The following is a 17,829-nucleotide window of genomic DNA, read 5'->3' as shown; positions in this document are numbered from 1 at the left end:
CGACGGATCTCGCGTCGGAGCGGCCACGCAGCGGAGAGATCCTTCGCTGCGCCGGGAGCGGCTGGCCGCCGCCCCCGGCTCCGCTCAGGATGACACGACTGTGGTCGCGGGGGCTGGCGGGTAGACACGACTAATTCGTCAAACTCCATGAGCCCCGGGCCTGCGCCACGCCGCGGGATCCTTCCCGCCACCCACCCCGAACATGGTCGGCAGCCGCACGAGCCGGTTGAGGAAGGCGGGAGAGCGTGCGGGGGTGAGGGCAGCTCTCTCGGACGGGAACCGGCACGAAGCCGGCGCCCTGGACCACGTCTCTCGTTCCGACGCTGTGATATCCTGCTGCGAACGATGCCGCAGCAATGGAGATGGCGATGAGCGACCACCAGCCCCCAAGGCGCCGCCCACCCAGGGACGACTCGGGTCACGACGACGTCCTCTTCCTAGACCCGGACGAGCGCGAGGAGCCGCAGGCCATCGTCGGGACCGACCCCTTTGTGGAGGAGTACCTGCGCTCCCCTTACGACCCGATCAACGCCGCGCGCATGGAGGGCCGCCTGCTCGGTGAGGTCATCCGCCGGCCGCCGCGGTCACGCTGGATGCGAGCCTTCGCCGCGCTGCTCGGCCTGGCCCTCGTGGCCGCCGGAGCCCTCGGCATCGGCGTCGCCCTTGCGGGCGGGCCGTTCGACCCGACGAGCATGGTCGTGGCCGTCGTCTTTGCCGTTGCCGGCCTGGGCATCCTGTGGCGCCTGGTGGACCGGCCCGGTGCCCGCTGACGCACCCCTGTCCCGGATTGCAGGCTCGGCGCCGGGATCGCGACGCGCCCCGATCCCAGTGCACATAACAAGACACACCTCCAACGATCCGCTCCGCGCAGGCGAAAGGGGCATCCCATGCCGCGTCGAGCAGGCCGTGCGACGATGAACCGGCGCCGCTTCATCGGGCTGGGGATGTTTGCTACCATGGCGCCCACACTCGCACGCTGGGCGCAGGCGACGCCCGCCGCAACGCAAGGACGTACGGGAGGGGACGTGGATCTCGCGAATCTGGAGGAGGCCACCATCGCCGAGTTGCAGGCGGCGATGGAGGAGGGCGGGTTCACTGCCGTCGAGCTGGTCAATGCCTACCTCGAACGCATCGCCGCGATCGACCAGGACGGCCCGCGGCTCAACTCGATCTTGGAGATCAACCCGGATGCACTCGACATCGCGCAGGCGCTGGACGAGGAACGCCGGACCAGCGGTGCGCGGGGCCCGCTCCACGGCATCCCGATCTTGCTCAAGGACAACATCGACACCGCCGACCGGATGCACACGACCGCCGGGTCGCTGGCACTCATGAACTCGACGCCGGCCCGCGATGCGTTCATCGTCCAGCGGCTGCGCGACGCCGGGGCGGTGATCCTGGGCAAGACCAATATGAGCGAGTGGGCCAACTTCCGCTCGACTCGCTCTTCCAGCGGCTGGAGCGGGCGCGGCGGGCAGTGCGAGAACCCGTACATCCTCGATCGCAACCCGTGTGGGTCGTCCTCCGGCTCCGGCGCCGCCACCGCCGCGAACCTCGCCGCCGGGTCGATCGGTACCGAGACGGACGGCTCGATCGTCTGCCCGGCGAACGCCAACGGCGTGGTCGGGATCAAGCCGACGGTCGGGCTCCTCAGCCGTAGCGGGATCATCCCGATCTCCCACAATCAGGACACAGCGGGCCCGCACGGCCGCGTCGTCGCCGACGCGGCCGCGATCCTGGGCGCCATGGTCGGCGTCGATCCCGACGACCCGGCGACCGCCCCAAGCGCGGGGCGCGCCTACACCGACTACACGCAGTTCCTCGACCCGAACGGGCTGCGGGGAGCGCGCATCGGCGTGGCCCGGCAGGGCGTCACCGGCTACAGCGAAGAGACCGACCGGCTCTTCGAGCAGGCGATCCAGGCCATGCGGGACGCCGGGGCGATCATCATCGACCCGGCCGACATCCCGACCATCAGCGAGATCAAGAACGGGCCGACCGAGTTGACCGTGCTGCTCTATGACTTCAAGCACGACCTCAACGCCTACCTGGCGGCGCGCAACGACCCGGACGTCCGCACGCTCGCCGACGTGATCGCCTTCAACGAGGCGAACGCCGACCAGGAGCTGCGATGGTTCGGCCAGGAACTCTTCCTGATGGCTCAGGAGAAGGGTGAGCTGACCGACCCGGAGTACATCGAGGCGCTGGAGACGAACCACCGGCTCGGCCGCACGGAGGGGATCGACGCCGTGCTCCAGGCGCACCAGCTCGACGCCATCGTGGCCCCAACCGGCAGCCCGGCATGGCCCACCGACCTCGTGAACGGCGACCACTTCCTGGGCGCCAGCTCGTCCCCGGCCGCGATCGCGGGCTACCCGCTCATCAGCGTGCCGATGGGCTTCGCGTTCGGCCTGCCGGTCGGGATCACCTTCATGGGCACGGCCTGGAGCGAGCCGACGCTGATCCGGCTCGCCTACGCCTTCGAGCAGGCCACCAAGGTCCGCCGCCCGCCGCGGTTTCTGCCGACGTTGGCGGAGTAGGGCAGTCGGCCCTCACCCTCTGGCCCCCTCTCCCAACGTTGGGAGAGGGGGAATGCCATGCGTGTTCCGTGATGCGTGTTGCGTGTTCCGTCTTCGGCCCCTCTCCCAAGGTTGGGAGAGGGGTCGGGGTGGGGGCCGCTACGGCTCCTCGATCGTCACCGGCGCGTTGAAGTCGCTGAAGACGCTCGTCATGTAGTGGCCGGGCGCCATCATGACCTGCTGGCGGATCAGGTAGTCGGTGGTGCCGATCCACAGGCGGAAGCGCGCACCGGAGGCGGGGTCGAGGAAGGCGACCACGAAGCAGTCGACCCCGTCCAGCTCTTCTCGTCCGAGGACGCTCACCTCCGTCGCGCTGCCGGCAAAGTTGTAGGCAGGCCAGCGGTACCCGCCCGGCTCCGGCCAGGGGCTCTCCTGCCACGGGCCGTTGCCCTCCCGGTCGAAGCGCCGGTCGCCGATCGCGATCGTCTCCCGGCGGACGGTTGGCGTCTGGACGATACTGTGCATGCGGTCCGGCGCGGCATAGCGGAACTCAGTGACGACGGTGGCTCCACCGTTGCCCAGCTCGTTGTGCTCGCGCAGCGAGTGCAGGCCGTTCATCGCCTGGTCGGCTAAACTCAGGAGCGCCCCGGCGTCCGGCAACGGCAGTGTCAGGTCAAAGGGAGCTGCAACCTCCGGCTGGCCCGGCAGTGTGACCAGCACTTCCAGGTGCCAGGCGCCGGCCGGGGCGAGGATGACGGTGCCCCGGAAGCGGCCATTTTCGGCCTCCATCTGCGTCACCGCGCTTGCCCCGCCCCCATCGCTCGGCCGCGCGCGGACTCGCACCCGCGCGTCGGTGACGGGGTTGCCGGTGGAGTCCAGCAGGCTGACCACGGCTTGATTGGCGCCCGGCATCGCCGGGTCGAGGGAAAGGGTGACGAGGGTTGACCCCGCGTTCTGCGCCAGCGTCACGGCGGGTTGCGTCGACGCCGCCGGCGCGGCCACGCCCGGTGTGGTCCCAGCCGGGCTGGACGCGATCGCCTGCTGGGAGGGCGGGAGCACGGTCAGCACCCCGACCACGGCCAGGATCGCCACCCCAAGGAGCGCCTCGGCGCCGATCGTCCGGGTGAGATCCCGCATGACCGCATCGGCCTCTTTGGGCGGGTGTGGGTTGCTCGCGGCCGCCGCACGGAGCCGGGGCCGCAGCACCAGCCGGTTGACGGCGGCGAACCCGAGGGTCACGGCGATCAAGCCGAGCTTCACGAGCAAGGCCACCCCATAGCCGGTGTCGACCAGTGCCGCCGGGTCCGGCACATGCGCCCAGGTCGCGTAGAGCCCGGTGAGGATCAGCAGCTCGACACTGACCAGGGCCACCGTCGAGAAGCGCGGCATGGCCCACGCGAGTACCGCGAGCCGCTGCGTGTCCGGTCGCGCCGCCAGCGCCGGGCGTACCGCGGCGACGAGCGCCGCCAGCCCGCCGAACCAGGCGACCGTGGCACCCAGATGGATCCAGTCGGCCAGCACCGAGAGCCAGACCGGCGCCGTGGCCGCCGCGTGTCCGTTCAGGCTGGTCAGGAGCAGGAGTACCGCTCCCAACACAAGCGCCGTGATCGCCCAGGATCGACCGAGCCGCTTCGACCTCCCGCGGCGCACCGCGGACCAGGAGAGCGCCAGCAGCAGCGCGGCGAGCGCCAAGCGCCCGGCCCAGCGCGCCCCGTAGCCACTCAGGACCAGGCTGCGGAGCACCCCGTCGCTCAGCCCCGCGGAGAGCGATCCGCCGACGCCGACCGCCTGCGCCAGGAGCAAGAGCGGCGCGGCGACGATGACAACGCCGGCTCCGATCCGGCTGAGCCGCCACAGCCGCACATCGATGTCCGAATCGCGCAGCCGGCCGAGCACGACGATCCCGAACACCAGCGGCCCTAGCGCCAAAACGACGCCGAGCAGGTGCAGCCAGCGCGCAACCGCGGCCCAGGCCCTCCCACTGCTATCTGCGGTGGTGGTCGCCCCGGCCGGCGCCACACCTCCGGAGGGCGCACCGACGCTGAACTGGAACGACCCACCCACCGGGTGCGTGTCGGCTGAGATGGCTCGCCAGCGGACCTCGTACGTCCCGGAGGCGGTCGCCCGCACCGTCACCTGGAGTTGGGTGGCATCGTCGGGCGCGACCCGTGCATCCCCGCCATCTACCCGCGACCCGTCCGGCCCGGTGACGACCACGGCGTCGGGTGGGGCCTGGACCGGCTCGGAGAGCCAGATGCGCACCATGCCGGGTGCCGAGCCGACGACCGAACCGGGCGCCGGGTCCGCGCGGACCAGCACGGCGTGCGCCCGCGTGCCGGGCACCACGGCCAGGCAGAGGAGCAGTCCAAGCAGCACCGCGCCCAGTGCCCGTCCGGCGCGGTGCCGTCTGTCATTGCGCTGAATCATCGGTCGGCGCTCATGAGGGTCGCCGGAGCCGTGTGACAGAGAGGACAACACCGACGACTCCTACACCCAGGGCTGCGACCGCGAGCCAGAACGTGCCGGTCTCGCCGAGCGGGCCACTCCCGGAGTCGGAGGCGGTCGCCCCGTCGCTGTCGCCCGCCCCTGCGCCCTCATTCGCCGGCGCCGCGTCCGCGTGGCCGCTCGTGTCGGCGGAGCCCGCCACGATCGTCGTCACCGAGGCCGGGTTTTCGGAGCCGGGAGGGCCTTCCCAGGAGACAACGCTCCCGTCGGCGTACGTCTGGTGCGCGACGAAGACCAGTTCTCCGGGCTCCTGCGGGTTGGCGGCCACGAAGGCGAACTCGTCGAATTCGCCCGGCCCGATTGAGCCGCCCGACCAGATCACGCCGGTGATGTTGCCCGCCGCATCCCGCTGGACCTCATAGGTCCAGCCCGGCTTCGGCTGGAAACTGCTCACCCGCAAGCCCTGCGGGAAGATCAACTCCACCTTCACCGTGGGGATGTCCTTCTCGGTCGGCACCCGCACGGTGTACTTCTCGAACGAGCCCGCGGTCGCCTCCCGCGGCCATACGGTCACGTGGGCACTCGCCACGCCGGTCATCACCAGCAGCATCGTGACCCCGATGACAGCGGCAACCACGGTTCGCTTGATCATAGCGTCCCTTTCTGCAAACCCCGCCTCCGCGACTCACTGCCTCGCCGCCGCCAGGTTGACGGTGCACACCCCGCACCGGAACGGCCGCGCCAGGAGTGGCGCGCCCAGGTGCCCGGTTCCCGCCAATGGGCAACCCTCCGTCCAACGGCGGCGACGAGACTAGCGTACGAGGCGCAGCGAGGAAACGCGATAGCTCGTCCGCTGCCGAGAAGAGGCAAAAAAGGGCCACGGGCGCCCGGCTTGCCACCCTCTGCTCCGCCCAACCGGAGCACGAGCCACTGCGCCCTGTCCGCGCCTCCTACGGTGCTACGCCGCTGTCCGCATGGTGGATGACCGGCGATCCGCCCGGCACGGGCTATACTGCCTCCAGCGAAGGAGATGAGCGCCGAAGGGGAGCCGATGGACGCGCACTGCGATTTTCCTGGCCTGCCTGACTACCTCGCACCACAGATGCCGCTGGTGTTCATCGGCATCAACCCCAGCACCTACTCTGCCGCACAGGGCCACTACTTCGCCCGGCGCACCAACCGCTTCTGGCCCGCGTTGTCGCAGTCACGGCTGAGCGAGCCGATCCGCGCCGCGCTCGGCCGCGACCGGCTCGAACCGGAGGACGATGCCCGGCTGCTGGCGTTCGGCATCGGGTTCACCGACCTGGTGAAACGCCCCAGCGCCCGAGCGGCAGAGCTCACCCGCGCGGATTACCGCATCTGGGCGCCCAAACTGCGCCAGCGCCTGGAGCACTACCAGCCGCGCGTCGCCTGCTTCCACGGGCTCACCGGCTACCGCGCGTTCGCCCGCGACGCCCTCGGGCTGACCGAGGTTCCGAGTGACCTCGGCCCCCAACCGCACTCGCTCGGTCCGACCCGGCTCTACGTGGTGCCCAACCCCAGCCCCGCCAACGCCCACTTCACCCTCGCCGACCAGATCGCCTGGTACGACCGCCTCGCCGACTTCCTCGCCGAGATCGGCGCAGCGATCGGCTGATCCCACACCCCACGAGACGAGCACGGGCGTAACACGCGAGAGCGCGCGGACCTATCGCCCGCAAGCGTGGCCGTGGAGACCGGTCTCGATGTTGGCGGGTGTAGGTGGTCGGTATAGACCCGGGGGTGAATCTGGGGCAGATCAGGGCTCACAGGCAGGTGATCGGGTGTCCACCGCGCGGCGCGTGCCCGGGGCTAAAGCCGCCGGGCTGACAAGGCGAAGCCGGCTAAAGCCGGCTGAGGTAAGGCAGAATCCACACCCCGGCGCTGGGTCTCGCCACCTGGCATGTGCCCGGGGCTCAAGCCCCGGGCTGACACGGCGAAGCCCACTAAAGGGGCTGGGGACACGGTGTCCGGTGGGTGGTCGAATCGGATACGCCGGTCGATAGCCATCGCAGCCCCGTCAGTGGGCTTACCTCTTGTCAGCCCGGCGGCTTTAGCCCCGGGCACGGGCCGAGCGGCGGGATCCTCACACCACCCAACCCGGGCACGCGCCACGACGCTGGAACCGCCGCGCCACCCCATCAGCGCGGCCTACCACTCCTCGCGCTGGCGGGTGTCGACGAGGCGGACCGGCGGGACGACGGCCTCAACGGGTGCCGGGGCGCGGGAACGGGTCGCCCGCATCGCCAGGCCCCGGATCTTCGGCCAGGCAAGCTCCATCACGACGTACGACAGGGTCGCCAGGGCGATGCCCGCGAGCACGTCGATGACCCAGTGATGACCCAGGTAGAGCACGCTGAACCACAGAGCCACGTTGTACGGGATGAAGAGCAGCCCCCACTTCCAGAAGAACTTGATCGCGAACAGCATCGTCAGCCAGGGGTAGGCGGCGTGCAAGGAGGGCATGGCGGCCACCGGGTTGCCGCTTACCCCGTTCCAGATCTGGATCGCGTCGAAGTTGTTCAGCGGCTGCGGGATCAGCGCGTTCCAGACCTGGTTGAAGGGGAACACCAGCCCCTCGATCGCTCCCCACTCATTCGCCAGCCAGGGTGGAGCCGCGGGGTAGAGCAGGTAGATCACGAAGCCCGAATAGGTCATCAGGAGGAAAGCCAGCGTGAAGTGCCAGAAATGCTCCTTGGAGCCGATCCAGACCAGGAAGGCGAAAAGGAGCGGGAAGACGAAGTGCAGGGCATACATCACCGCCGCCAGCACGTCGTACCAGTGGATCGTGCCCTCCACGTAGAAACGCTGCTGGACCCAGAGCACCGGGAGGTGGCCGCCGAACAGGGTCTTGTCCGCCGTAATGAGTTCCGTGAGGTGGACGGTTCGGTTCTGCTCCTGGATGAACTCGTAGGCCATGCCCCGCATGAACTCGAATCCGAAGATGAGGAACACGACCGGGATCCAGTCGCGCAGGAAGGCTTTCCACTGGCCCAGCAGGAGCGCGGTGATGAAGAGCAGCACGGCCCAGCGGTCCGGGTGGAAGAAGATGCCGCGCCAGACGTACAGCGCCACCGCCACCGCCATGTAGCTTGCAAAGAGCACGACGGCAAAGCGCGCGTAGACACGTTGAGCGTGCGCGTCGACACCGTCCGCAGTGCCGCGGGACCACAACCGGCCGATCGGAACTTTCGCCCGCACCGACGCCGAGGCGTAGTAGGCCACCACCGCCACCACGGCCGCGAGACTGAGGTAGAGCCAGAGGCGGATTGACAGGTTATACGCGGAGACGCGCAGGACACGGCAGAGGAAGAAGAAGAGGCCGACCGCGAAGATGGGCAAGAGGACCGCGCAGGCGCGACGTATGGTGTTGCTCACTCGGAGTGGGCGTCCTAGCCGGGCTCCGGCGTTGGTGACAACACCGAGTGACCCAAGGAGACCCAGCGAGAAGATCACCAGATAGGCGATGGAAAACGGACCCCAGACGTCTGCCTGGTCCACGGGCGTCGTCATGTACGCCCAGCTCAGCGGGTTATGCATGCACCTCCTCCGGCCCACGCGAGGGCTCCCGGTACACGAGCAAAGCCGGTGCCGTCAGGAGACGAGGCGGCGTGTGAGTCGGGTGGGATAACCCCGGCGCATTGTGGCCTGTCTTCCCCGGGCACGTGCACCCGGCGCGTCTTGTGCACCATATCACGTTCCACCGCGGCAGTGCCACACTTGCCACACTGCACACTGTGAGTCCGTGCCCGCCACGGGTGCCGCGCGCCCCCAGAACGTACGGGGGCAGGGGCAGGCACCGGCTTCCCTGCTATCGGAGCACGGCCGCCACTGCGGCGAGCATCGACCCGACATCGACGCCGATGACACAGGCGGGATGCTCCATCGCGCCGCAGGGTGGGTCGATCACCAGCCCGCAGGGGCTACAGGGCAACGAAACGCGCACGACCCGTGCCCGTGCGGCCGGCGCCAGCGGGCCGAAGACGGCGGGATCGGACGGGCCGTAGAGCCCGACCACCGGGGCACCGACCGCCGCCGCCAGGTGGAGGGGTCCGCTATCGGTGGCGACCACGACGCGGGCACGCTGGTGGAGCGCGGCCAGCCCACCGAGCGAGATCGGCGCCGGGAGCGCCACCGCTGCCCCGCCGGCGCACTCCACGACGCGGGCGGCCAACAGGGTCTCCTGCGGCCCCGCTGTCACCAGCGGCGCCACACCGTAGCGGGCATGGATCGCCGCCGCCAGCGCCCCCCAGCGCTCGGCCGGCCAGCGTTTCAGCCGCCACCCAGCGCCGGGGTGGAGGATGATTGGCGCGTCACCGGTGGCTTCGGCCACACGCGCCAGCACCTGATCCGCTTCGGCGGCGTCGCTCGGCGTCACCCGCCAGCGAGGGGGCACGACGGGCACAAGGTCGGTCGGCTGCCGGGCACCCAGCACCGCCAGCGCCCGCATCGCCAGCGCAACCGCCTCCTCCGCGGCGTGCCGGCCGGCCACGCGCGGGACCGCCTCGGTGAGGAAGGGGAGGGTGGCAGGTTCGACGTACCCGATGCGGTGGGGCACCCCGGCCGCGGCCAGGATCGCGCCGGACCACGGGTCGGCCGGTCGCGCCAGGATGGCCACGTCGAACCGTGCCCGTGCCACCAGACGCGCGACGACCGCGGTCGGCCCCTGCCACGCCTCGCGGTCGAAGTCAGCCGCGGGGGACGGGAAGGGGGCCGTCAGCGTGTCGGTCACGTCGGGGCAGTGGCGCGGGGCAGCCGCCGTCTCCGGGCGGACGAGGAAGGCGACCTGCGCGCCGGGAATGGCACGACGGATCGTGGTCGCTGCCGGCAGGGTCAGCCACACGTCGCCCAGGTGATCCGGCCGGGCGATCACGACACGGGGCGGCCGGGCGCGGCCGCCGCGGAACGGAAACCGCCGCTGCCGAAGCGCTGAGGACATCAGCGAGACCTCTGGGGTAGTGCGTAGGGCATAGTGCGTAGCTCGTTATGCGTCCCCCTCACCCCCGGCCCCTCTCGGACGGAGCCCACCAGGGGAGAGGGGTGGATGACGGAACACGGAACACGGAACACGGACCACGCACCACGCCTCATCCCTCGACTGTGCTCGGGTCGAGTTCCGGCTCACTCAGGACCGTCCGCTCGTCGGGCACGAAGCGGAGCACGTTCTCGATGTACGAACGCACGGCGCGCTCCATCCCGACGTCATGCTTGGCGGCCTCGGACAGGAACCAGCGGTGCTCCAGGATCTGATGGAACATCTCGGCCGGCTCCAGCTTGGTGCGCAGGTCGGGCGGGATCGCCTCCACGGTCGGCTCAAAGACCTCATCCAGCCAGCGGTAGGCAGCCGCCGCTTCCGGCACGGGACGCCCGGTCATCTGCTCCAGCCGGGCGCGGTAGCTCATGATGTCGTTCAGCAGGCGGCGGGCCTGGTTCTCCTGCACATCCAGCCCCGTGAGCATCATCAGGCGCCGCCGGTGGTGCCCCGGCTCGACGAGGTGGGTTTGCAGGCGCAACTTGGTGCCGCCGTGAGTGGTGACCAACTCGAGCTCCTTGACGTCGAAGCCGAGTTCGTTGATGCGGCGCAGGCGTGCCTCCAAGCGGTAGCGCTCGCCGGGCCGGAAGATCTCCTCCCGCATCAGCTCCGACCAGAGGCTGTTGTAGGTGTCGTGCAGCGCGCGTGCCGTCTCGAACGGGTCGATCCCGGGCAGCGGACCAAACGCCCCTTCCAGGTCGAGCAACTCGCCTGCGATGTTCTCCTCGGCGATCTCCAGGTCGTACTCCCGCATCCGATCGGAGATCCTCGGGTGGATCTCGCTCGTCTCGGCGTCCACCAGGTAGGCGGCCAGCGTTCCGGCGTCGCGACGGAAGAGGGTGTTGGAGAGGGAGCAGTCGCCCCAGAAAAACCCCGCCAGGTGGAGCTGGACCAGCAACTCGGCGAGCGCCTGCAACAGGCTCCCGCGTAGGTCCGAGATCCCGGGGCTGGTAAAGAGCGTCCGGTAGGGGAGGGAGTACTCCAGGTGCCGTGTAATGAGGATGGCCCCGAGCGGCTCACCAGTATCCCGGTGCGTCCGGTCGGTCACCACACCGACCGCTTCGACCACCCGCAGGTCGCGCGCGGCGAGCTGCCGGAGCAACCGGTACTCGCGCTGTGCTGCCTCGACCGGCAGTTCCTTCAGCGCGTAGAGGATCCCGCCCTCGCAGATGAACCGCACCACGTGGCGCGAAATGCCGCGCACCACCTGCACCAGCCGGTCCCGCGGCCACTCGGCCAGCGGCACCGTCCAGGGGAGATCGAGCATGGCGGGCTCAGCCGGCTGACCGATGATCCTGAACGTCACCCTGCGTGCTCCGTCCCGCCCGGCCCGCGCCACTATCGCTTGCTTACGTGCCCCGGCACTCGGCCGCCGGCGCCTCGCGGGGAGTCGCGGCCACCCAATGTGACCCGTCACCGGCCGGTGACCAGGCGGGGGGGGCAGTGCCCCGCCCCTACCCGTTACCGTGACGATGCCATCGGAGCGGCCCCACCGGCTGCCGTGATCGACCGGGTTAGTCCGCGGGCGCCTCGGCCTTCGCGAGCGCTGCACGCGTCACCTTCGCCAGGCGCGCGATGCCCTCGTCGATCTGTTCCAGCGTGACGCCGCTGTAGGAGAGGCGCAGGTTGCCGCGGCCGCTCCCGTCGCTGTAGAAGGCCGTACCCGGGATGTAGTCGACCCCCGCCTCGCGAGCCGCCGGCAGCAACTCGACCGCATCCACGCCCTCGGGCAGCGTGAGCCAGATGAAGAAGCCACCGTTGGGCCGCGTCCAGGATGTGCCCTCCGGCATCTCCCGCTCGAGCGCGGCCAGCATCCGCTCGCACTTCTCGCGGTAGATCTCGCGCAGCTCGACGATGTGCGCCTCCAGCTTGCCGGAGCGCAGATACCAGTCCGCCAGCGCCGCCGTGTAGGTGTTGCGGAGCGTGTCCACGGCGCCCCGCGCCATCGTCGCCATCACGTCGGCCGGACCCACCAGGTAGCCGAGCCGCAGGCCAGCCGCGATGGTCTTGGACAGCGTCCCGGAGAAGATGACGTTGCCGCCCTGGGACAGGCTGAACAGCGTCGGCTTCGGCTCGCCGCTGAACCGGAGGTCGACATAGGCGTCGTCCTCGACGATCAGCAGTTCCCGCTCGTCGGCCAGCTTGGCCAGCGCCTGGCGACGCTCAAGACTTAGCTCCACCCCTTTCGGGTTCTGGAAGGTCGGGATGGTGTAGAAGAACTTCGGCTTACGGCCCTGGCGCGCCAGATCGTCCAGCACCGCCTCCACCCGGGCCGGGTCGACGCCGTCGTCATCCAGCGGCACCCCGATGACCTCCGCGCCCGCCAGCCGGAACATGTTGGTGGCCCCCATCCAGGCGGGCGCGTCGGCCAGAACCACATCGCCCGGATCGAGCACCATGTCGCACAGGAGGGAGAGACCCGCGCTCGCCCCGTGGCTGACAAAGATCTGCTCAGGGCTGACGTGGATGCCCTGGTCCCGGGCGAGCTTCTCAGCCAGCGACGCGTTCAGTTCGTCGCCCTGGATCGCGTTCTGATACGCGAGCGCGTCGCGCCGGTTGTGCTCCGCCAGATACTCCGCGGCCTGGGCCATGTCCTCGAGCGGCAGGCTCGGGACATCGGGATCACCGAACACAAACGAGATCATCCCCGGCGGTGGCACCCGCGACGCCGTCGACCCGCTGGCAGCGAGTTTCCCGCGCCGAGACCACCGCTGCGACCACGTATCCGTCATCTGCTCCCCCCTCGTCAATGCGATCCGGTTATCTGGCTCCCACCGCCCAGTATAGCCCACAGCCGGAAAGCAGACGTCCTGCCCGGCGACCGCCCCGGCGCCGGATGGCACGGGGACTGCATGGTGCGGAGAGCGCTGCCCATGGCGGAGCGCATCGAGACGCACGGACCAGGGAAGGAGACGCCCATGGCGCAGCAGGACCTGAAGGGCCAAAAGGTCGCCGCGCTCTTGACCGACGGAGTCGAGCAGGTTGAGTTGACCGAGCCGCTGAAGGCGCTGCAGGACGCCGGCGCCGACGTCAAGATCGTGTCGCTCAAGAGCGGCACGGTGAAGGCCTGGGACCACGACCACTGGGGCCAGGAGTTCAAGGTTGACCTCACCATCGACCAGGCCAACCCCAACGACTTCCAGGCGCTGCTCCTGCCCGGTGGGGTGATGAACCCGGACACCCTGCGCATGAACGAGAAGGCAGTGCAATTCGTCCGGCAAATGGTCCGCTCGGGCAAGCCGGTGGCGTCGATCTGCCACGGGCCGTGGATGCTGGTCGAGGCCGACGTCGTCGAGGGCCGGACCCTGACCAGCTACCCCTCGCTGCAGACGGACATCCGCAACGCCGGCGGCACGTGGGTGGACCAGGAAGTGGTCGTCGACGAGGGTATCGTCACCAGCCGCAGCCCGAAGGACCTCCCGGCCTTCACCCGGAAGATGATCGAAGAGTTCCGGGAGGGCGACCACGAGCGGGCGCTCGCCGACGCGGTGGAGCAGGCGTCGGAAGAGTCGTTCCCGGCCAGTGACGCACCGAGCTGGTCACCCTCATCGGCGACTCCCGACACCGAACGCCCCTCACCCGAGGGATAGTCGTCCCGCGGGGCGCCGCTGGTCGGCGCCCCGCACCCTTCGCGGCACGGAAGCGCCGCGCCTCATCCCGCGCAACCCGCAACCCGGACGTTCGCAGTGCGTTCGCGCGAGCACAGCCCGCCTTCCACATCCGCATCGGGTGCTGGGCAAGCTGGCGGACTGGCATGGAGTGCGCCGCATCGGTACATCGCGAGGCTTTGGCGTAACGCGCGAATGAGCGTCGCAGCGCTGCGCAATACAAAGCGGGCATAGATCTTGCTACAGTGTTTCGTCACGTAATGATGACAAGGCAACCGGTCTTGGTTTAAGCGGGGTATCTGCGCGGGTGCGTCGCCACAACGGGACAGTTTGTCACCGGAGCGACGCTCCCGAAACCAACCAAACACACAACCGCGCGCCGGGTCACCCACAGCACGAGCACCGCTTCCGCGCGGGGTCACGAACGGGGGTAGCGTCACCCGGGGAGGCGCGCCGCCCGCCCTTGCGCCCGACGGGATTACGGACACGGCGCGAACGCACGCCAGGCGATAGGCACCAGGCGGGACCCCAGGATGGGGGAGGGAGACACGCATGCGCATCGTCATTGTCGATGCGGACGCCATGAACGCCAAATTCCTCACCTTCGTGCTCGCCGAGGCCGGGCATCGAGAGATCATCCACGCAAACTCTGTCGCTGCCGCCCTCCGGGCGGTTTTCAGTGCTGAGACGGACCTTGTCCTGCTCGATCTCGCCCTGCCCGAAATGGACGGTGTCACCCTCTGCCAGACGCTGCGCGAGCGCGGCTACACAGGCCCGATCATCTTCGTCACGCAGGGCGGCACGACGCAGGATAAGGTGCGTGCCTTCTCGCGGGGCGCCGACGACTTCGTACAGCGGCCCTTCGATCCCGGCGAGCTCGTCGCTCGCATCGGCGCGGTCGTCCGTCGCGCACAGCAACAAGCCAGGCAGCAGACCAGCACCGAGCTTCGCGTCGGGGATGCCGCACTGTCGATGAGCGATTTGACCTTCCAGGTGGGCGACGGGGAGCCGGTCCGCTTGACGCCGACGGAGATGCAGATCCTGGCGCATCTGATGCAGAGCAGCGGCACACCGGTCAGCCGCAAGCGGCTCATCGAGCGCACCTGGGGCGTCGACTTCCTGCATGAGTCGAATCGGGTGGATGTCTACATCCGCCGGCTGCGCGAGAAGATCGAGCCCGAGCCGTCGTCGCCGATCTACGTGCGGACGGTTCGCGGCGTGGGGTACGTCTTCTGCCCACCGGAGCGGCGCAACTCCGTGCCTCCCAATCACGCGGCACCGGCGCGCACCGCTGCTGCCGGCACGTAGCTCGGACGCTACACCCGCACCCGCAGGCGTCCGGCGCGTGCAGCCGCCACCCGACATGCCACTTATCCCGCTTCGGCCAAGGCGAGGTGTGCCACGGGGCACTCATAGCAGCGCATGGGGGCGCAGCCGGTGCGTTGGAGATGCAGCAACCCCTGCTCGGCACGCGCGCTGCGAATAGGCACCCGGTGCGGACCGCAGATCTGCTCCGCCGTCTTCCGTACCAGCGCGTTGCCGGCTCCCGCCGGGAGCCGATCCCACAGGTCGGCCGCCGCCGCAGCGAGGCGGTCGTCTCCCGTCAGATCCCCGTAGGCCAGCAGGAACGGCACGACCACGTTGACGATGATCTCGTGGGCGTGGCTCGCGCCGAGGTAGGGGTTGGCGTCGGTCAGCCAGCGACGCAGCGCCCGGTGCGGGTCCGGCCCCAGACACACCGCCGTGAGATCCCCCACCAGCCCGGCATCCAGCCGCGCCAGGAGCACTGCCAGGGCCAGCAGCCGCCGAAGCGGGTGCGCCGCAGGCCGCTGCCGAGCCAGCGTCCAGGCGGTCGACGGCAGGCGCGCGTCGTGCCACGGGCCGCCGAGCCGCTGCCACTGCCGCTCGATAGACACGGCGGTCGCCGGTTCGAGATCGCCCAGCGCGGCTTCCCGCGGGGAAAGGGGCAGGAACCCGCCCACACCGAGCAGCAGCCCCGCGGCGCGCTCCCAGCGCTCACGAGGCGGCCTCCCCACCAGACGGGCCTCCAGGTGATCGTAGGGCAGACGCATGGCGATCGCGCCCATCCCCTCCCGGTTCCGGCTGTAGCCGAGCGCGTCGAGCAGGCGCGCGTAGAGGACCTGGGCGGGAGGAGCTGCGCTCAGCGCCTGGGACACGCTCGCCACCTTCCCGGCCAGCCGCGCGTCCCCCGCCGCCTCCCAGACCCGCACCAGGGCGTCAGGTCGGGCCGCCGCCACCGCCGGCGCACAGTGCGTGAAGCCGATGGCACCCAGCGGGCGCAGCTCCGGCCCCGGGTGGAACTGCTCGATGGGTCCGAGCAGGTACGGCCGCAACGAGAGCGTCGCTACCAGCGCCCCATCCTGCCGTCGCGCGGGACGGTCCGGGTCGGGGTCGAGCACGACGTGGAGCACGACGCCGTTGTACGCCGGGTTGCGGTGGTGGCCGTGCTCGTACCATCCCGCGGCGCGGACGTGTACCTCGACGTCCCCGCGCACCAGACTCCCATTCAAGTCGAGCAGGGCGCCGGTGAAATCCGGACCGGCGCCGTGGGTCCAGACGCCGCGATAGACCACGCGCAGGGGCCGGCCGTCGGTCGTGCGAAGGCGATCGGCCAGCCACTGCGCATGCCAGATCCGAGCCAGGAGCATCTCTCCCACTTGTGTCATGGTGGGCACAGTATCGCACGCGCGGATGGAAGCCACAACCGGGCGAATCCACGGCACTAGTTATTAGTACTTCCGTGGCCATTAGTACCGAGCGGAGACAGCCGGGTGGACCGCCCCCCACCGGCCGCGGGATGCTGAGGTACACGCCGGATTAGCCCATTTGTGCTAGACGCGCATCCCCTCAAAGGGCTATTCGTTATACGTAATGCCCAGCATAACGCCGTCAGGGCTCGGTTTGGGCGGTGAAGTCAATGTTGGGTGCGGCTGGCGCGAACGGCTGGTGGTGGACCGCCGGTCGACCGGCGGAGCGGCGCCGCGCCCTGCTATGAGGGGGAAGTGCCATGAACACGGCGGAGCAGAGCGGTGCCGTCCTGCGGCGTTCACGCCAGCAGATCGGCCCGGCACTGCGCGCCTTGCGTGAGCGGCGCGGCTGGACACTCGCACAGTTAGCGGCCGAGTCCGGGGTGTCGCGCTCCCAGGTTTGGCGCCTGGAACAGGGACAGAGCGTCCCGTCGTATCTGACGCTCGCGCGCCTTGCGAAGGCGCTCGAGGTCGAGATCAATTATTTCACGGCGTTCGAGAGCACGGCGGCGGAGCTGGATCGGGATCTGAGCAGCTACCTGCGCCGGGTCGGCATCCCGGAGGACACCTGGGCCGAGTTCGGCCGGCTCGGCCTCGAGGCGCGCGGCGCCCTGCTCGACGCGCTGCGCCGGCTGATCGCGCCACAGGAGCAGGTGATCTCGCGCCACCGCGCCGCCGAGACGGCGCTGGCCGCACGCGGCCTGCCCGAGGCCGCTCCGCTGGTCTTGAGCATCATTGATGAGGCGGGCCTGACCCCGCTCGAATTCGCTCGCGCCTGGACCCAGTTCGAGGAACTCCCGGGCGATCGCATCTGCGTGGCGCATCGGCTCTCGACCGTCGTCCACGCACCGGGGCTGGATCGCTTCAAAATCCTGCGCCTGCTCTACGGCGTCGAGTTTTCCGACCCCCGGCTCCTGCGGTGGTGGACCTCCGCGGCCCAGTCGGCCCTCTTCGCGACGCTCCAGGAGCACGAGTCGCGCACGATCTATCCGCTGGCCAGCATCGAACGCTACCTGACGACTGGTGAGTGGGGCATGCGCTTCGCCTTCTCCCGCAAGATCGTGCGCGCGCATGTGCAGGCCACGATCGATCTGCTCCAGCAGAACCCGCGCTTCCGGATCGGCCTCGTGGACGAGATGCCGCCGCTCGGCTTCTTCGTCAAGGGGACCGATGGCGCCCTGGTCTACCCCTTGACCGACGCCGATCCACAGGAAGCCGGCAGTAACCGGGTCGCCTTGCGCTTCTCCAGCGCCGAGGTGGTGACCCGCCTCCGAGACTACTTCGAATCCCTCTGGGACACGATCCCGCCGGAGCGCAAGGATTCCGAGGCTGTCATCGCCTGGCTCAAGTCGCGTTTGGGGTGAGGGGCTGCCCCTCACCCCCTAGCCCCCTCTCGGACGGAGCCCACAAGGGGAGAGGGGGGACGGGCCCCCCCCCCC

The 17,829-nt window shown here is 69.7% G+C and carries 13 protein-coding genes; 6 read left to right on the top strand and 7 right to left on the bottom strand.

What is annotated here, in order from left to right:
* The first annotated feature begins 368 nt into the window (after positions 1–368).
* Positions 369–770: a hypothetical protein gene (locus IRZ30_RS08850; RefSeq protein WP_294084593.1), complete on the top strand. Its 402-nt coding sequence runs from the start codon at positions 369–371 to the stop codon at positions 768–770.
* Between the two features lie 117 nt (positions 771–887).
* Complete coding sequence (locus IRZ30_RS08845; RefSeq protein WP_294084590.1) at positions 888–2,540, top strand: amidase; 1,653 nt, start codon at positions 888–890, stop codon at positions 2,538–2,540.
* A gap of 138 nt (positions 2,541–2,678) precedes the next feature.
* Here the strand turns inward: IRZ30_RS08845 and IRZ30_RS08840 are convergent, their stop codons facing one another.
* A complete protein-coding gene (locus IRZ30_RS08840) occupies positions 2,679–4,946 on the bottom strand; it encodes a CopD family protein (protein WP_294084589.1) in 2,268 nt (755 codons plus the stop codon).
* A gap of 10 nt (positions 4,947–4,956) precedes the next feature.
* Positions 4,957–5,616, bottom strand: a complete 660-nt coding sequence (locus IRZ30_RS08835; protein WP_294084588.1) for a YcnI family protein — start codon at positions 5,614–5,616, stop codon at positions 4,957–4,959.
* A gap of 399 nt (positions 5,617–6,015) precedes the next feature.
* Here IRZ30_RS08835 and IRZ30_RS08830 point away from each other — a divergent pair, with 399 nt between their 5' ends.
* Positions 6,016–6,600 carry a mismatch-specific DNA-glycosylase gene (locus tag IRZ30_RS08830; RefSeq protein WP_294084587.1) on the top strand — a complete coding sequence of 195 codons (585 nt, stop codon included), beginning with the start codon at positions 6,016–6,018 and terminating at the stop codon, positions 6,598–6,600.
* 533 nt (positions 6,601–7,133) lie between these two features.
* On the opposite strand, the gene IRZ30_RS08825 is transcribed toward IRZ30_RS08830, so the two are convergent.
* From IRZ30_RS08825 to IRZ30_RS08810, 4 genes are all read right to left on the bottom strand, one after another.
* Positions 7,134–8,522 carry a phosphatase PAP2 family protein gene (locus IRZ30_RS08825; protein WP_294084586.1) on the bottom strand — a complete coding sequence of 463 codons (1,389 nt, stop codon included), beginning with the start codon at positions 8,520–8,522 and terminating at the stop codon, positions 7,134–7,136.
* A gap of 271 nt (positions 8,523–8,793) precedes the next feature.
* The gene (locus IRZ30_RS08820; protein WP_294084585.1) at positions 8,794–9,921 is read right to left on the bottom strand and encodes a glycosyltransferase family 9 protein; all 1,128 of its coding nucleotides are present in this window, start codon (positions 9,919–9,921) and stop codon (positions 8,794–8,796) included.
* Positions 9,922–10,069: 148 nt separating this feature from the next.
* Complete coding sequence (locus IRZ30_RS08815) at positions 10,070–11,320, bottom strand: DUF4032 domain-containing protein (protein ID WP_294084583.1); 1,251 nt, start codon at positions 11,318–11,320, stop codon at positions 10,070–10,072.
* 208 nt (positions 11,321–11,528) lie between these two features.
* On the bottom strand, positions 11,529–12,746 hold the full coding sequence (locus IRZ30_RS08810) for a PLP-dependent aminotransferase family protein (RefSeq protein WP_294084580.1): 1,218 nt from the start codon (positions 12,744–12,746) through the stop codon (positions 11,529–11,531).
* 186 nt (positions 12,747–12,932) lie between these two features.
* On the opposite strand from IRZ30_RS08810, the gene IRZ30_RS08805 reads away from it, so the two are divergent.
* Positions 12,933–13,604, top strand: a complete 672-nt coding sequence (locus tag IRZ30_RS08805) for a type 1 glutamine amidotransferase domain-containing protein (protein ID WP_294084578.1) — start codon at positions 12,933–12,935, stop codon at positions 13,602–13,604.
* A 570-nt stretch (positions 13,605–14,174) separates the two neighbouring features.
* Entirely contained in the window at positions 14,175–14,930 is a 756-nt protein-coding gene (locus tag IRZ30_RS08800) for a response regulator transcription factor (RefSeq protein WP_294084576.1), read from the top strand.
* A 62-nt stretch (positions 14,931–14,992) separates the two neighbouring features.
* On the opposite strand, the gene IRZ30_RS08795 is transcribed toward IRZ30_RS08800, so the two are convergent.
* The gene (locus IRZ30_RS08795) at positions 14,993–16,309 is read right to left on the bottom strand and encodes a DUF2851 family protein (protein WP_294084574.1); all 1,317 of its coding nucleotides are present in this window, start codon (positions 16,307–16,309) and stop codon (positions 14,993–14,995) included.
* 341 nt (positions 16,310–16,650) lie between these two features.
* On the opposite strand from IRZ30_RS08795, the gene IRZ30_RS08790 reads away from it, so the two are divergent.
* Positions 16,651–17,754, top strand: coding sequence for a helix-turn-helix transcriptional regulator (locus tag IRZ30_RS08790; RefSeq protein ID WP_294084572.1), 1,104 nt, complete (start codon positions 16,651–16,653; stop codon positions 17,752–17,754).
* The last annotated feature ends 75 nt before the right edge of the window (positions 17,755–17,829 follow it).

It is taken from the genome of Sphaerobacter sp., from assembly GCF_019683595.1.
Taxonomy (GTDB): Bacteria; Chloroflexota; Chloroflexia; order Thermomicrobiales; family Thermomicrobiaceae; genus Sphaerobacter.
This window is presented reverse-complemented; position numbering and strand designations above follow the sequence as displayed.

Coding starts and splice junctions, on each gene's coding strand:
- IRZ30_RS08850 (WP_294084593.1), top strand. CDS start 369: ATGAGCGACCACCAGCCCCCAAGGCGCCGCCCACCCAGGGACGACTCG.
- IRZ30_RS08845 (WP_294084590.1), top strand. CDS start 888: ATGCCGCGTCGAGCAGGCCGTGCGACGATGAACCGGCGCCGCTTCATC.
- IRZ30_RS08840 (WP_294084589.1), bottom strand. CDS start 4,946: ATGATTCAGCGCAATGACAGACGGCACCGCGCCGGACGGGCACTGGGC.
- IRZ30_RS08835 (WP_294084588.1), bottom strand. CDS start 5,616: ATGATCAAGCGAACCGTGGTTGCCGCTGTCATCGGGGTCACGATGCTG.
- IRZ30_RS08830 (WP_294084587.1), top strand. CDS start 6,016: ATGGACGCGCACTGCGATTTTCCTGGCCTGCCTGACTACCTCGCACCA.
- IRZ30_RS08825 (WP_294084586.1), bottom strand. CDS start 8,522: ATGCATAACCCGCTGAGCTGGGCGTACATGACGACGCCCGTGGACCAG.
- IRZ30_RS08820 (WP_294084585.1), bottom strand. CDS start 9,921: ATGTCCTCAGCGCTTCGGCAGCGGCGGTTTCCGTTCCGCGGCGGCCGC.
- IRZ30_RS08810 (WP_294084580.1), bottom strand. CDS start 12,746: ATGACGGATACGTGGTCGCAGCGGTGGTCTCGGCGCGGGAAACTCGCT.
- IRZ30_RS08805 (WP_294084578.1), top strand. CDS start 12,933: ATGGCGCAGCAGGACCTGAAGGGCCAAAAGGTCGCCGCGCTCTTGACC.
- IRZ30_RS08800 (WP_294084576.1), top strand. CDS start 14,175: ATGCGCATCGTCATTGTCGATGCGGACGCCATGAACGCCAAATTCCTC.
- IRZ30_RS08795 (WP_294084574.1), bottom strand. CDS start 16,309: ATGACACAAGTGGGAGAGATGCTCCTGGCTCGGATCTGGCATGCGCAG.
- IRZ30_RS08790 (WP_294084572.1), top strand. CDS start 16,651: ATGAACACGGCGGAGCAGAGCGGTGCCGTCCTGCGGCGTTCACGCCAG.